Origin of the sequence: Streptomyces sp. NPDC051051 (assembly GCF_040682975.1) — a bacterium.
Taxonomy (GTDB): domain Bacteria; phylum Actinomycetota; class Actinomycetes; order Streptomycetales; family Streptomycetaceae; genus Streptomyces.
This window is the reverse complement of sequence record NZ_JBFBCB010000039.1, coordinates 1-15,637: the sequence shown is the minus strand read 5'-3', so window position 1 is coordinate 15,637 and position 15,637 is coordinate 1. Positions and strand designations below refer to the sequence as shown.

The 15,637-nt window shown below is 69.7% G+C and carries 10 protein-coding genes; 4 read left to right on the top strand and 6 right to left on the bottom strand.

What is annotated here, in order from left to right; translation table 11 throughout:
* The first annotated feature begins 196 nt into the window (after positions 1-196).
* Positions 197-2,710 carry a Helicase associated domain protein gene (locus tag AB0N31_RS26165; protein ID WP_366060871.1) on the top strand — a complete coding sequence of 838 codons (2,514 nt, stop codon included), beginning with the start codon at positions 197-199 and terminating at the stop codon, positions 2,708-2,710.
* Positions 2,711-3,134: 424 nt separating this feature from the next.
* Here the strand turns inward: AB0N31_RS26165 and AB0N31_RS26160 are convergent, their stop codons facing one another.
* Positions 3,135-3,716 carry a hypothetical protein gene (locus AB0N31_RS26160; protein ID WP_366060870.1) on the bottom strand — a complete coding sequence of 194 codons (582 nt, stop codon included), beginning with the start codon at positions 3,714-3,716 and terminating at the stop codon, positions 3,135-3,137.
* Between the two features lie 389 nt (positions 3,717-4,105).
* Between AB0N31_RS26160 and AB0N31_RS26155 the strand changes: the two genes are divergently transcribed.
* Positions 4,106-4,663: a helix-turn-helix domain-containing protein gene (locus AB0N31_RS26155; RefSeq protein WP_366060869.1), complete on the top strand. Its 558-nt coding sequence runs from the start codon at positions 4,106-4,108 to the stop codon at positions 4,661-4,663.
* 33 nt (positions 4,664-4,696) lie between these two features.
* On the opposite strand, the gene AB0N31_RS26150 is transcribed toward AB0N31_RS26155, so the two are convergent.
* The 4 genes from AB0N31_RS26150 to AB0N31_RS26135 all read right to left on the bottom strand — a co-directional run bounded on the left by AB0N31_RS26150 (position 4,697) and on the right by AB0N31_RS26135 (position 9,771).
* A complete protein-coding gene (locus AB0N31_RS26150; protein ID WP_366060868.1) occupies positions 4,697-5,797 on the bottom strand; it encodes a hypothetical protein in 1,101 nt (366 codons plus the stop codon).
* Between the two features lie 25 nt (positions 5,798-5,822).
* Positions 5,823-6,404: an ATP-binding protein gene (locus tag AB0N31_RS26145; RefSeq protein WP_366060923.1), complete on the bottom strand. Its 582-nt coding sequence runs from the start codon at positions 6,402-6,404 to the stop codon at positions 5,823-5,825.
* Positions 6,319-8,283, bottom strand: a complete 1,965-nt coding sequence (locus AB0N31_RS26140) for a transposase family protein (protein ID WP_366060867.1) — start codon at positions 8,281-8,283, stop codon at positions 6,319-6,321. The genes AB0N31_RS26145 and AB0N31_RS26140 overlap by 86 nt, the downstream gene beginning before the upstream one ends.
* Before the next feature lie 165 nt (positions 8,284-8,448).
* Positions 8,449-9,771 (bottom strand): ATP-binding protein, encoded by a 1,323-nt coding sequence (locus AB0N31_RS26135; RefSeq protein ID WP_366060866.1) that lies wholly within the window; start codon positions 9,769-9,771, stop codon positions 8,449-8,451.
* 213 nt (positions 9,772-9,984) lie between these two features.
* Here AB0N31_RS26135 and AB0N31_RS26130 point away from each other — a divergent pair, with 213 nt between their 5' ends.
* Together AB0N31_RS26130 and AB0N31_RS26125 are read left to right on the top strand one after the other, a co-directional pair.
* The gene (locus tag AB0N31_RS26130; RefSeq protein WP_366060865.1) at positions 9,985-12,105 is read left to right on the top strand and encodes a P-loop NTPase fold protein; all 2,121 of its coding nucleotides are present in this window, start codon (positions 9,985-9,987) and stop codon (positions 12,103-12,105) included.
* 134 nt (positions 12,106-12,239) lie between these two features.
* Positions 12,240-14,651, top strand: a complete 2,412-nt coding sequence (locus AB0N31_RS26125) for a preprotein translocase subunit SecA (RefSeq protein ID WP_366060864.1) — start codon at positions 12,240-12,242, stop codon at positions 14,649-14,651.
* Positions 14,652-14,934: 283 nt separating this feature from the next.
* Here the strand turns inward: AB0N31_RS26125 and AB0N31_RS26120 are convergent.
* The coding region (locus tag AB0N31_RS26120) for a transposase family protein (RefSeq protein WP_366060863.1) at positions 14,935-15,637 on the bottom strand (703 nt) is incomplete at its 5' end.

Below are 15,637 nucleotides of genomic sequence, written 5' to 3'. Positions count from 1 at the left end.
ACTCTGGATTTAGATGACTCTCGGGTTCTGAGGTCTGTGTGCCGCTGCAAGGTGGTCTTCTGTGTCCCGGAGCGGAGGCGTGAACGGGGTGTCGGGGTGGTGGCGCCGTGGCCCATCGCATGGCATTTTCATGCTCGTTGCTCGCCTGTGGCAGATGGAATCTTTCGTCCGTCCCTGCAGAAAAGGGTAGATCGGAATGGCTGTGAAGGAACTCCGTCCCCACCAGCGAGAAGCCGTGGACGCGGTACTCCGGGCACTCGAATTGCCTGCAAGATCTACTGTGCCGAAGCGGGGGCTGCGGACTCAGGTGATCATGGCGACCGGAACCGGGAAGACCCTCGTGGCCACCCGGAGCGCGGAGGAGCTCCGTGCGGGCCGTGTGCTTGTCCTCGTGCCCTCGCTGGACCTGCTCGCCCAGACCGAGACCGCGTGGCGCGAGGGCGGCCGCACCGGCCCGATGATCGGAGTCTCCTCCCTACGAGGTCAGGAGGTGTCATTCCCCAACACCACAGACGTGCACGAACTGGTCGACTGGGTGCGGCCGTTCGACAAGGTCACCGTGTTCGCCACGTACGCCTCGCTCGGGCTCGGCACGCTGGAACGCGCGCACGCCGTCGGCCTTCCGGGGTGGTCGCTGATCGTCGTGGACGAGGCGCACAGGGTTTCGGGCAGGATCGGCCGGCCGTGGGCAGTCGTCCACGACAACACCCGCATCCCCGCCCTGCGCCGCCTGTACATGACCGCCACGCCCCGGCTGTGGCAGCTCGACGAGGACGCCGAGCAGGGCGCGCCGGGCGAACTGGTGGCGAGCATGGAGGACGATCCGGACGGGCCGTTCGGCAGCAGGGCGTTCACGTTGACGCTCTCGGAGGCCATCGACAGGGGAATCTGTGCTCCCTACCAGGTGGTGTGCGTGGACATCACCGACACCCAGCTCCAGGCCGCCCAGCTCCTGGGCGAGGACGCGCGCTCCGAGCAGGTCCGCGGGGCCCGGCTCGCCGCCCTGCAGACCGCCCTGGTGAAGGCATCGGCGGAGGAGGGCTTCCGGCGCACGCTGGTCTTCCACCACATGGTGAAGGAGGCCGAGGCCTTCGCGGCCGGCCTCCCCCACGTCGCCAAACGACTGCACGACACCGACCCGGAGCTGTACCCGCAGATGGTCTGGGCCAACTGGCTGTGCGGCGACCACAAGCCAGGCCACCGGCGTCGGGTTCTCGGGGAATTCGCCGACGGGATCACCACGGACGGCACGGTCGTGGAGAAGAGCTACCTGGGGTCCGTGAAGGTCCTGGGCGAGGGCGTCGACACCCGCAACTGTGACTCCGTGTACTTCGCGGACGTACGCGGCTCCATGCCCGACCTCGTCCAAGCCGTCGGCCGCGCACTGCGCATGCAACCCGGCGAAGGCAAGACCGCCTCCCTCGTCGTACCCGTCCTGCTCGGGCCGGGCGAGACGACGGACAACATTCTCACCTCCCGGGCATACGGCGGCCTCGCGAAGCTGCTTGAAGCACTCAGAGCACACGACACCCGGGTCGTAGAACAGCTCGCCGAGCAACAAGCACAAAGCCGGTCTAGGGGCGTACAGAGCCGCAGCGGGAGCCAGGAAGGCGAGGGAGCCGAGAGCGACCGAAGCGACCGACTTTCGGTGCCAGCCCGGCAGTTGCTGAAGTTCAGCACACCGCGCGACCCCGCGCAGCTGGCCGCGTTCATCAACCTCCGCGTCCTCAACCCCGAACACCAACACTGGCGACGCGGCATCGAAGCCGCCACCATCTACACCCGCCAGCACGGCGACCTGAAAGTGCCGTTCACCTACCGCGTGCCCGAGAGCGGGGACCAGGAGGCGGAACCCGAAGGGTGGCCGACCTCCCTCGCCGCCTTTCCACTGGGGCAGTGGATCACCGACGCTCGGAGGTTCTACGCCCGGGGTGACATGGACGAGGACCGCATCGAGCAGCTGGAGAAGCTGGGCATGGTCTGGTCGCACTTCGACGTCGCGTGGGAGGAGGGACTGGCCGCCGCGCGCGGGTGGGCGTCCGAGGCGGGCCACCTCCTGGCACCGCTGGACGCCACCTACCAGGGGTACCGGGTGGGCATCTGGCTGAAGAACGCACGCGCCGCAGCCCGGAAGGCTGCCGAGATCGAGCAGCGGCGTGCCGAGGGCCTGCCGGTTCAGTCGGCGGCCGGGGCGCTGTCGCAGGAGCGGCGCGAGCAGTTGGAGGACATCGACCCGTCGTGGTGCCCGGCCTGGCCGGTGGAGTGGCAGCGCGCCTTCCATCTGGTCCGGCAGCACCTGGAGGCTGGCGGCGAGCTGCCGACGGAGCCGGGCACCGTCATGCATCAGGGCGAGGATCTGGGGCGGTGGGTCAGGTCGGTGCGGCTGGGCTGGGACAAGCTCACCACCGTGCAGCAGTGGATGTGTGAGCACATCCTCGGCATCCAGCCCGCGACCGAGGGCGAGAAGCCGCGCCCGCGCCGCACGCAGGCCGACAAGTGGGCGCTCAACTACGCAGCCGCCAAGCAGTACTACGAGCGCGAGGGCCACCTTCAGGTGCCGAGGAAGCACGTCGAGCGGATCGTCGGCGAAGACCAGGAGGAGCGACAGCACAAGCTGGGGGCATGGGTCAGCAACCAGCGGAGCAGGGCCGCGACGCTGACCCCGGAGCGGATGGAGCAGCTGTCCGCGATCGGGATGCGGTGGGTGTGATGGACATCGTCGCCACTGCGGTCGTCGCGCTCGCGGCCAGCTGTCTACTCGGGCGTCTGCGCCCGTGGCAGCGGGCGGGCGACTGGGCGGCCGATCAGGTCCGCTTCACCGGGACGTGGCTCCGCGGCGGCTTCGGCCGCCAGGCCGTCGTCGTCCTGGTCCACGTCGTCACCGCGCCGCGCACCAGCTGGCTCATCATGCGCGCCCCGGCTAACGAGACGCAGGCGCTGACGCCCGTACGCGATCCGGACTGGGTCGCCAACCGCACCTTGGAAGACAAGGAAGGCCCCCGTGAGCACCAAGCAGCACGACGCCGAAGCGTACGGCCAGGAGCTGGCCCGCGCCACGACCAGCACGAGGCCACCGAGGCACGGTCCGTCGTGTTCCAGGCTCGCGGGCCGTATAGACCAGTGCCCAGTGCAAGCTACTGCGCGTCGATGCAGGGACCTTGGGCGCGGAAGCGCGCGCGGGTTTCCGGCCAAGGGGTCGCGCTGTCGTGGCCGAAGCAGCCGACGCCTCCGCAAAGAGGTCGTGAGTCGCGCGCCGGCCTGCCGTTGATCAGCGCCACCCGCCCGTACGCCTCATAGCGCTCGCGGCTGTCCTCGCCGTCCACCAGATCGTTGGCGAGCTCCTGCTTGGTGCGGCGTGCGAGGTCCGCGCGCGAAACGCGCCGCCTCCTGAGGATCATGGCCATGATCTCCGTCTTGGAATGGTCACGCATCAGAGCGTTCCTCCGCTGGAGGAGCTCATTGGCGAGCTCGACTTCGGCCGCGAGAGTCGGCGTGGTCGACTTACGGATGTACTCGGGGTCCTCGTCCGCGCCGAAGATCATGATGCAGTGCGCGTGCGGTACGCAGACGGCGATCTTGCCCGGATTCTCGGCGTGCGCTTCGGCGGTGGCGCGTACCCAGTTGAGGGCTTGGTGGTAGCTGAGGTTTGTGCCCTGCTCGCTTGAGGTGCGCTGGAGTTCGCGGGCGCGCTGCTGCTCGGTAGTGCGTTTGGTCATGGACGGGTCCTCTCGGCACCGGGTTCTCGCCCCCACACGGCAACCCCGGCTCGATGGATCGTCAAGGTGTTCGTCGAGCGGTCCGTTGATCCCGGAAGACCTTCCACCGGTGTTCCGGACGGTGTGGGTGTCCGGGTGCGGTGTGGGCGTCGGCGAAGCCCAGGGCGTCGGCCCTGCGGGCAGGATACCGGCTCGGCCGGCGGCCCTTTCCTTCGTTGGCGACGACGAGGCGGTGGTGTTCTCCGCGTACGGGACGGGCTCGTAGCTTGCCCCGGCCAGCGCTGTCCCGAGAATGCGGAAACCGGCAGGCGGGGGCAGGCGACGTGGGAGAACTGAGGCGACGGACTGCAGGTGCCGGCTCTGTCGGCTGGCCCCTTGGAGAGGCGGACGTGGGACAGATCGAGCAGGGATTGGAGCGCGCGTTGCGCACCCGCCCCGTTCCTTCAAGCGCCGAGGCCCGCCTGCGGTTTTTGCTGGCAGCGCACCGTGGTTCCACCCGGCGGGTGGCCACCGTGCTGGGGGTGTCACAGCGCACCGTGCAGCGGTGGGTGACGAAGAAACCAGGAGCGCGTCGTCCTCCAGGCCCGACGCGGATCCGGGCGATCGAGGAAGCAGTCCTGGCTCGGTGGCAACCCCGGGTACGGGCACGCCTGCGTGCCCAGGCCGAGGCGGAGGGGTTCGTCTTCCATACCCGGGCGCGATTCGGGTTCGCTGCTGCGGCCGGCTCTTCGGACGACCCGCGGGTGCGGTGGATCACCCAGGACCTGCCGGGAGAGGTAGCCCGGGAGCTGTTCGCCGCCCGGGATGCCGGTGCAGGCGAGCAGCAGCAGACGGTGATCCTCGCCCGGGCGCTGGGGCACGCCTACTTCCGTGACGGGGGCCGCCGGGCCCACGGTCTGCACATCGCCTTCAGCGACGTCGAGTTCGCCGACTTCTCCATCGGATGAGCCTGCCTCTTCGAGCGAAACGCGTCAGGGTGTTCAGCGTCGCGACGGCCTGACGCGACTGGTCGGCATGGCTTCGTACCTCTCGGCTTCCTGCCGCTCGCGCCAGTCCCACTCCACACGGCCGGCCGGGCCTTTGCGGCGGGCCGCGGGCGGCTGAGGCGGGCGCAGTCTGGCCGTCTCCGCCACACGCAGCAGGTGCCCACGGTCACGTGGCGCGGCAAGCAGTTCCTGGTCCTCACCGGATACGAGCCGGGTGAAGCAGGCCGCGGCCCGCAGGAAGATGCCCGCCCAGGGCGGGACGGGGTGGGCGGCGCAGCCGTCGGTGTAGCGGGCGCGGTCGTGCAGGGCGAGCGTGGCCGCAGCGTCGTCGTAGTCGCGAGGGCTGGCGGTGGCGAGTTGCTGGAGAGATGCGCCGGTGAACAGCGCGGCAGCGACGGCCGCGGCCAGGCGAGGATGTGCGGTCGCTGCGTGCAGCCGGCGGGCGACTCGCTCGGCGGTGTGCGCGGTGAGAGGCACGGACGGTGGGCGGTGCCGCCAGATGATCGGGGGCGGCGTGCACGGGTCGGCGCAGGGGCGGGGGCTGTCGTAGGAGACGAGACGGTCCAGTGCAGGCAGGGTGAGCCACCTGTCTGCTGGCCGGGCGGGCTCGTCTGACGGCGAGGGTGAGGCGACGGGTGAGCCGTAGTAGTGGCGGCGGGCTGCCTGAAAATCGGCGGTGACGGAGTAGTCGACCGTCCGCAGGGCCTGGTGCAGAGCGGCGGGAAGGCGGGGGCGGTGGCAGACCAGGGTCAGGTGAATCCCGGTGAGGGCGCGCAGCTGCAGGAGGCGCATCGTGCGGCGGGCGGTGAGGCGGTGGGCGCGCAGGACGGTCAGCCGGTACACGGGCAGAGCGGTCATCCAGGCGGCAGCGGCTTCCCAGGCGGGCTGACGGCCGGCGGGAAAACGCCCCGGGAGCAGGGGCGGCTTGCCCAGGGCGACGAGAAGGTCATGGGCGAGGCCGGTCTCGCTGGTGGTGCCCGGGCCGGGGTGCAGGGTGATCCGGCCGGACGGCAGATGGTGGGCGGCAAGAGCGGTGTGCGTGTGGATAACGTCGTCGCCCGGGTCGATGACCACGGTGACGGACGGCGGTGGCACGGTGAGCGGCATAGCGGTGAGGTGGTCAGGCGAGGCGGCTAAAGGCCCAGCGCAGCAGCTCCTGGTCGACGCGGGTGCGGCCGGTGCGGGTCAGGGCGGTGCGGGTGTGGGCTGTCAGCTGGGCCCAGGCGCGGAAGTTGCCGTGTGCGGCGTGGCTGTCGGCGAAGGTGATGTCATCGGGGTCGGCGTCGGCCCAGACCGGGTGGAACAGCGGGATGACGTCGAGGACTTCGCTGGGGGTGAGGCGGGTGAAGTGCTGCCAGATGAAGATGCGGGAGGAGAGCATCGGTTCGCGGCGCAGCACGGTGTGGCATCCCTCGCCGCCGACGAAGATGATCGCGAGCTGGGTTGAGGGTTCGTCCCACAGGTAGCGGAAGTATTCGAACGCCTCCCCGTTGAGCCACTGGGCCTCGTCCACCAGGAAGGTGCGGGGGCGTTCGGCCAGGGCGGTTTTCAGCAGGCGGTCGAATTCGCTGGGGTGGCGCGGCGGCTCGCCGGCCAGGTCGAGGGCGGTGAACAGTTCATAGCGCACCGCGCGGGCCGTGGGACGGGCACGGAAGGTGATCTTGCGGACGTCCTCGCCGGGTTCGAGTCCCCGCAGACAGATGTTGACGGCGAGGGTCTTGCCGAAGCCAGCGCCGCCATGGATGCACATCATCGCGCGGGCAGCGACCGTGTCGGTGATGTTCTCCCGGGCAGTGAGCAGGGCGCGGGTGGTGACCACAGAGGCATCGGGCAGGTCGACGTACTGGTAGGTGGCCGCGGTCATCAGGCGCCTCCTGCGGGTCGGGAGCCGGGCTCCGGCGCAACGTCCGCCGGTGGGTCGGCTGGAACGGGGGCGGGCTGGGGCGGCGCTGTGCCGGCGGCAAGGGCGGGGTGCGCCAGTGCGCCGGAGGCGGGGCGGGCGGGATCAGGTCGGGGAGTGCCAGCCGTGCGACGTCGGTGTAGTCGGCGGCGGCGAGTTCACGCTCGGCCTGGGCGGCCGTGACGGCTCCCAGCCGCTGGGCGGGCTCCGCGCTGGTGGTGGGGGCGAATCGCTGGCGGCGCAGGCGTTCGGCGGCCTTCGCGTCGGCGCGCAGGCGCCGGGCGCGCTCCGCGCGTGCCTCGCGCAGCGCCTGCAGTTGCTCGGGGGTGGCCGCGTCCGCGAGGTGCGCCGGGCCGAGGTGGCGGCCACGGGCGTCGCAGACCTCGATCTCGTGGTCGTGGTGCGGCATGTAGCGCACGCGGACCTGGCGGCCGGCCTGGCCGGTCATCCACGCGGCGGTGTAGGTGCGGCCGCGCCAGCTCACGCCGTGGCTGGTCAGCTTCCGGGGCCGGCCGTCGTCCTCGAGGGTGAGGGCCCACAGGTCGGCGGCGGGGATGTCGGTGACAGGGGTCGGATCGGCCTGCCATGCCTCCAGTGGCGTACGGCCCGACAGGGCTTTCGGGCGGTGCGCGGTGTTCCACCAGTTCGTCCACTCCAGGACCTCCGCGGTGAAGTCCTGGAACGACAGGGCGGACACCGCCCCCGTGGTACGTCCGCGCCGTTCCGAGCGCGGCCCGGTGGGCCCGGCGGTGTATCCGGGCAGGGCGGCGAACAGCATCCGGTCCGCAGCCCGGTTGAGGCTTTCCACCGTGCCCTTCAGATGCGGGCTGTAGGCGGGCAGATCCTTGACCGTCACTCCCATCGCGCCGAGCGCGGTGGTGACGGCGGCCGACAGGAAGTCCCTGCCCCGGTCCACCCTCACCAGCTCCGGCACTCCCCCGGCCGGGCCGTAGGGCTCGTCCCGCACCACTGCGGCGCGCAAGGCGGCCAGTACCGACGCGCGGGAGGGATGGCCCGGAGTGACAGCGGTACCGGTGATGACCTTGGTGGCGGTGTCGATGAACCAGGTGATCCACGGCCGCACCAGGTCGCCGTCGGCGTCGACCAGCAGCAGGGCCTGGACGTGGTCGGTCTCCCAGGCGTAATTGCGCCATGACGCCGGCCGCTTGCCGAACACGTCATGGGCGTGGGCTGCCTCCGGTCCGATGGCGAGACCGGCGCGCTCCCCTGCCGTCAGATCACGGCGCAGCGCGCGCAGGAACGTCGACAGGGACGGGACCGGATCCAGCAGCGGCACCTGCGACAGGGCTGCCCCGCCCGGAACAGGCAGGGCAGGCGCGGCAGCGCCGGACGTTTGTGCTCGTGGGCCCCCGGCCTCGGCTGCGGCGCGCTCCATGAGCTGGCGGTGGACTGCGGAGGCGTTGCCGTGCCAGTACGCCAGCAGCACCCGGATCTCCGCGGTGATCTCGAACCTGCTCGTGTGGCGGGCTCCGGGGTGCGCAGCCGCCGCCGGGTTCTGGGGTGCCTCGGCCAGCCACCGCCACACCGTGCGCTCCGATGCCCCCAGGCACTCCCCCGCCAGCCGCACGTGCTGCCGCGAAAGACCGCCCCGGGCGCGCAGCGCCAGCAGGCGGCGCACCGCAGGCGCCCGCAGCGCAACCAGCGACTGCTTTCCGAGCACACCCGCCGGATCCCCGGCGGCGGCCACTGCCCTCCCGCGTCAACGCCGTTGCCGCCGTTGGTGTCTTCCGGTCTGCTGTCCGTCATCGCACCGTCTCTCCTGGCCGAACGGGGTGAGGTTCTCTGCCGTCGGAACCGGTGTGCTCCGGGTACGTGAGAGGGGCTGTCATGGGTACGGGCCGAGCCGGGCGCAGGCCTGGTCGATTGCGTCCCGATCCACACCCGCGTTCGGGTCGCGGCCCCGGGCTGCGCAGACATGCGAGGTGATCTTCGCCCAGGTACGGAAGTTGCCGCGGGCGGTCTGCTCATCCGCCCGCCCCAGGTCGACCGGATCAGCGTCCTCCCACACCGGATGGAACAGACCCAGCGTCCGCGGCACGTCCTCCGTGTCGAGGCGGCTTACCTGGTGCCAGGTCAGGACCCGGGAACGCATCGCCGCGGCCCGGGCCAGCGCCCGCTCGCTGCCCGCCCCGCACAGCACCAGGGCAGCCGCACAGCCCGGCGAGTCCCACAGCTGCCGCAGGTAGTCCAGCACCGGCGACGACAGACGCTGCGCGTCGTCGAGAAACAGCACACCCGGCTCGGCCAGCGCCTCCGCCAGCGCCTGGTCAACCGGTCCGGCACGGTGGGTCAGGGACCCCGACGGCAGCCCCAGTGCCTCGCACAACGCGGCCCGCACCTGCGGCAGCCCGGGCCTGACCCCCACCACCGCCCGCCACACCGGCACCCGTGCAGACAGCAGGTGCAGAGCCTGCTCGACCGCGACCGTCTTCCCCAGCCCCGTGTCCCCGTACACGCAGCCGATCCCCCGCGCGGCGACCGTGTGTCCCACCGCCTCCACCACCCCGGCCACCTGCCGCGTGGACACCAGCCGCGCTCCCGGCGCGTACAGACGCACCCCACCCGACACCCGGGCACGCGCAGCAGCCTTCACAGCACCGGGCCGCTGTTCACCGCCCGTCTCGGACGGCATGGCGTCCGGGCCGTCCACCACTACCGGACCATTCGCACCATCCACGAAGCCGAGTTCGGCCAGTGCCCGGTCGTACCGGCTCGGTTCCACCCGGCCCGACGCCGCGCGGGCGACCTGAAGCGCCCGGCCCGCCCGCAGTTCGTCCTTGATCGCGCGATGCAGCGTCGCCAACGACGGCACCGCCTCGACACCCCACCGCTGGAGCACGCCCTCGTCCTGCGCCCGGAGCATCCTGCGGCGCAGCTCAGCAACGTTCCCGCCCACCTGGGTGAGCACCTCCCACAAGGCGTCGCCCACCATGAACCCGCCCTGCCGCGGCCGCGCCTCCACCCGCCCCTCGCGTCCATCGGCCAGCCACCGCCACACCGTCCGCTCCGTCACCCCCGCCAGCCCGGCCGCGATCCGCACATGCAACGACGACAGACCGCCCTCACCCCGGTCCACCGCCAGCAGCCGCCGCACCACCACAGCCCGCACCACCCGCCCGGCATCCGCCGAAGCGGCCGGACCCGGCATCGTCTCCCCCACCGGAGTTCCCGAACGCGTCACAAGGCCAACCCCACCACCCCGGCCGCCCCTCCACACGAAGACCGGCAAACCGAACACAACCGGACCGCGATCTGCTAGCCGCACCGTGACAGCCACCCGGTCACCCCATAACAGCAGCCGGTCTGCACGTCGTTACCGATCCCAGCCCGGAGCAGCTGCGCTGTCGGGCAGGATGGGCCGATGCCCGGTGAGCGCTTCTTCAACGATGACCCCGTCGACGGGAGCGCCGACGCTCCTGACCTGCTGGGGCGTCAGCAGTACGCCCGCCATGCCGTCGCACTCCTCCATCAGGTGCGCGAGCAGAGCGAGTCCGGAGTCCTCGCGCTCATCGGCCCCTGGGGCTCCGGCAAGTCATCCGTCCTGCAGATGACGATCCAGCACCTCAAGAACACGGCCGGCGCCACCGACACCAACCGGTGGTCGGTCGCTGAACTGAACCCATGGATGTACTCGGACCTCGAATCACTGACGCTGGCGCTGTTCAGCGAGATCCGCGCCGCACTCCCCGACGATGGCCAGTGGTCCGAACTGCGCAGGAAGGTCGGAGCGTTCGGCCAGGCGGTCAGTCCGCTAGGAAAACTCACGGGTCTGCTCGGCCTGGACTCCTCGGAGCTGATCAAGCTCGTCGCCGAACGCGTGGCCGGGGACACCAGCGCCTCCGCCGCCAAACGCACCGCCGAGGCGGCCCTGCGGCAGGCCGGCCTGCCGGTTCTGGTGGTCATGGACGACCTGGACCGGCTCGCCCCCGAGGAACTGCTGGTCGTCTTCAAGCTCATCCGCCTGGTAGGCCACCTGCCGAACGTGTATTACCTGATCAGCTTCGACGAGCAGACCCTGCTGGACGTCCTGCAGCGGACCGACCTCGTCGGCTCGAGCGACCAGCGCGCCCAGGAATTCCTGGAGAAGCTCATCCAGGTCCGGCTCGATCTTCCGGCTTTCCGTGACCGCGACATCGCCGCCATGACCACGCGTCTTCTGAACGCACTGCTGGACTCCCACGGGGTGTCCATGACTCCGGACCAGGAGCGGCGCTTCTCCGAGGCGTATTTCCGGCACCTCCAGGACCGGCTGAGGACCCCGCGGGCCATCAAGCGCTACTTCGGGCAGGCCGGCGCGACGCTCGGCTCGCTGGCCGGGGAGGTGGACCTCGTCGACTTCCTGATCGTCACCTTCCTGCGGACCAGCGAGCCAGGCGTCTACCGGATGCTGGGGCGCCACCGCGCCGAACTGACCGGCACCAGCATCGACCCCGCGCTGCACCGCGACTCCAGGCCCGGTGAGCACGCCGAGCGATGGAAGGACCGCCTGCTCCAAGCTGGCGTTGCCCAGGACAACCTTGACGGGATGCTCGGGCTGCTGGCCCTGCTGTTCCCCGTAGTCCAGCAGAGCACCAGCAACGGCAGCGACCCCCGCGCCGCGGCCCGCCGACGCGGGATCGGCAGCCAGGACTACTTCGACCGGTACGTCGTCTTCACCGTCCCCGCCGACGACCTCCCAGAAGCCGTCTTCCAGCAGGCCCTCGCCCAGCTCGCAGCAGGGGCTGAAGGCGATGAGGCCACACAACTGCTGCTCCGGCTCAGAGACGACACCCACCGCATCGTCCGGCGCATCGACCAACTGCGCGCCGACGGCATCCCCGCCCCCGCAGCCGCACTGCTCCAGGCCATGGCCGACAGCTACGGCCAGCTGACCGCCGACCCGGAAGCCATGGGCCTGTTGGGCGCTGACAGGAGAGTGCGCGCCTTGGCCCCAAGCCTCCTCCTCGACCTGCCTCCCGGCCAGCGTCCCGCCGTTGTAGCGGCCATGGCAGCCACACCCGATGGAGCAGTCCTCGCCACACGGACCCTCCACAGCGCCACCAACCCCGACGACACCGCCTCCGAACACGTGACGACCACCGAACCGTGGGCCGCCCAGGCCCGCGACGCCCTCACCGGCCGCCTGGCCGAACACCTCACACCAGCCGCCGGACGGCCCACCTCTGACCTCACCGACCAGGACGACACCCTGATTTGGATGTGGCGCCACACCGACCCCGCCGGCATCCGCACCTGGCTACGCGACCGCCTCGACCACGGATGGGAACTCCTGCCGCTCCTGGCCGCACTCATCACACCCCAGCAGTTCCCGTTCCCCCTCATCGACAACGACACCTGGGCCAGCCTCGACGCCATGTTCACCCACGACGACCTCTACACCCGCCTCACACCCCACCTCAACAACTCCCCCGACACCCCGCCCCCCACCGACCCACACCAGACCAACATCCTTCAAGCACTCCGCGACCGCCGACCCGGCTGACCGCAGGCAGCTGTCGAAAGCGGCTGCCGTGCAACGCCAAATCCTTTGCTGGCCGCCCGTATTGTGTGGTGAAGTGCCCCATGGGCTCCCGCACGAAGCGACGCAAAGCGCGCAACAAGAGACATCGCCGTTCCGTGTCGGAGACGCTGGTGCTCGATCCGCACGCGCAGGTCATAGCGGATTCCTTGACCACCATGACCACACTCATGGCCTCCTTCACTGGCGACGACCCTGCATCTGAGGCTGACGCGGCCTTCGGCGCGGCGATCGAAGAGTTCGTCGTGGAGGTGCGGCGATTCGACGCGATGCGGCTTATCGAGGTGGCTCGTCAGCGATTCCTGCCGATGGCCCGCGAGGGCGAGATACCTGTCACTGCGGAAGCGGGCGCGGTCTATGTCGAACTGCTGGCGCTGATTGCTCTGACCGCTCGGCAGGAGGCAGGGACGGCGGCCGGGCCCGAAGCCGGATTTCAGGAGATGAGCCACTTCGTCTCCAGCGCGAAGGAAGGGCTGAGCAAGGTCCTCTACCTTGCTCAGCTGCGTTCATTCGCGCGTGCTGACCCGACCGACAAGCTCGCCATGGTGTCTTTGTTCATTCGGGGTGCCGAAGTATGGATGCGCAATCCGTCATATCCGGAAATGGTAGAGGAAACCAATCTGGCGCTCCTTGACGGCGTTGAGAGCGTCCGCGCAGCCTTGCAGGCGGAACTGGGCTTCGACGCCACGGATGCAATAGCCGTCCTCAACGCCTGCCACGACCTGCAGCAGGACAGGCTGAACGACCGCATTGAGGCGATGGGCAATGCGGTCCTGGACGCGATGGCGGCGGAGGACGAAGGCCGGGCGGACAGACGACTGACGGAACAGGCCATGCTCAGCGTCACGTCGTTGTTCGAGCCACCTGCCGAGCAGGCCACTGTCACAATCGACGACATCGTTGCGCATACGAGCCTGCCGGAAGAGTGTGTCCGGGCCGTTGTCGAGCGGTTCCGCTTGGAACTGGGGACGGCCAGTCCGATGGATGTCGTCGAGGCGTTCACTAGCGGAAGGAACCCGCTGCGAACGCGGCCACTTATCGTGGGCGCAGGCGGGCGTCTGATGCTGCCACACCCGGCGTTGAACGTGTTCGCTGTGCGGGAGAACCTCGAGGAACACCTGAAGAAGACAGCTCCGGTGTGGAGCCAGTACGCCAAGCATCGCGGAGACCTTCTCGAATCCCGCACACACGCCGCGCTGGAGCGTGTCCTTCCCGGCGCTCGATTCCGGGACGGACTGGAGTACTACCTACCCGCGAGCGATGATGAAGCTGAGGCCGCCGACCCGTCGAAGTACACCAAGCGAGCCGAGGGCGACCACCTCATCGTCCTCGACGATGTCGCCATCATCGTGGAGGACAAGGCCGTCGCTTTGAGCGCCCTATCCCGCGGGGGCAAGACGGCACGGATCCGTACCGACCTGACCGGGATCATTACCAAGGCGGCCGAACAGGCCGGGCGCATGCGCGACGCCATCGAGCGGGACGGCGGCCTCCGCACCAAGAACGAGGGATGGATCGACCTCAGCCAAATCCGTGAGATCCACACCATCGCAGTCAGTCTCGATGACATATCAACGGTCCTGACTGCCACCGCCGAGCTGGTGCGGGCTGGCCTGCTGGCCGCGAGCAACATTCCATGGACGGTATCTCTGCACGATCTTGAGCTGATCACCGAACTGGTGGCACGTCCGGCCGAGTTCCTGCTGTACCTGCGTCGGCGCCGCAACCCCGACGTCACCGTGATGTTCCACGCGCCCGACGAAATGGATCTGTTCCTATACTTCTTCGAGGCAGGCCTTTGGGTGGAACCCGACCCGGTGCAGGTGCGTGCGGCGTTCCCCTTCCTGCCCGAGCCAGCCACAGCCGAACTGCGCCGCTACCAAACAAGAAAGCCTGCGTTCCTGACCAGCCGAACCGATGCTCTGGACCAGTGGTTCCACACCAAAGGGCGCGACGGGGCGCGCTCAGCACTGGCGCCCAAGCCGGCGATGGTGCCCTCGCCGCTCGCGCCACTGGTCGACGAGTTGCAGTCCCGCAATGTCACTGGATGGCTGAGCATCGGCGCCACGCTGCTGTCTGGGGCAACCGACGTGCAGCACAAGTTCGCCCGCCACGGCGACGAACTCCTCGACAGTCCGAGCCCCAAGGGCCGTAGCCTGACCGTGCCGCTCACGGCCAGCGTCGACCCGGCAGAGGGCTGGCTGTTCGTGTGGGCCACCCGCCCGGCTGGAGCCGACCCCGGCGAGACCGACGGGAGGCTCCGCGATTATCTCCGGGCCAAAATGCATCAGCTCGATCTGCCCAGAGGCGTCGTCTTCCTCTACGACCAACCGACCCGCAAGCTCCTCGACATCTGTTACGACGGGCATACCGGGCCGCTTGATGCTGCGCTGACGGCCAGCTTGTCGTCCTTGCGGCCGCCCTCAGAGCTTCATCGCTCAATCCACCCAAACGCCAAGCGGCCGCAGAGCGTCACGAGGAGCACAGCACGGCACAAACGGAAGCGGTAGGGACGACCCTCGCCAGAAGCTCCTCCGGCGACACCAGCGCCGACGATCATGGACCGACGTCACATCTCGACGCACTGCGCGGAGCCGCCCGCGTCGGTGAGCAGCCGGATCCGCAGGACAGGCTTGTGCGCCTTCTGCCGCCCTCGGCTTCATCCCCGAGCGCCTGGAAAGATCTCCGTCGCGGTATGCCGCAACACCGGCCTACGAAAAACCCCCGATAGGAACAGCCACCCCCACGACAGCGAACCCGCCCCGCCCCAGCTACTCAACGGCAGCTATTTGGTCACCTCATGACAGCAGGCCAGCACACGCCCGCAGCACATGACCAGGCAATTAGCAACCGAACACCGCTGACGCACAACCCCTGCCACCAACACGCCCACTCACAGCTGGTGATCCGGGTGGTCGAGCACCGCAGTTTGCGGAGGAGCCGCCAGGACTTGAGGGTGGCGACGGCCTTCTCGACGAGGGCCCGGATCTTCGCGTGGGACCGGTTGACCGCCTGCTGGCCTGTAGAGAGGGTCTCCCACCGTCCCCAGCACGGGATGCGGACCGTGCCGCCGGCACCTCGGTATCCCTTGTCGGCCCAGCAGGGGATGTCTGCCTCGGCGAGGGCGTCGACGATGCCGTGTTCGCGGGCTGCGCGGACGTCGTGGATGGCGCCGGGCAGGGCCGGTGAGGCCCACAGCAGCCGGCCGAAGGGGTTGGCGATGACCTGCACGTTCATCCCGTGCCTCTTGTGCTTGCCGGAGTAGAACGGCCGGTCCGCGGCAATGCGGTCGATGGCCAGCAGCGTGCCGTCCAGGATCAGGTATGCCTTCGCCGAGGCGGTCCGCATCGCGTCGGTCAGGCCGGGGGCGAGGGCGGCCAGGAGCCCGACCGCCTCGGTGACGTAGCGGTAGGCCGTCGTGGTACCGATGCCGAACCCGGCGGCGAGCTGGGCATAGGTATGTCCCATCTGCGGATGGGACATACCTATGCCCAGC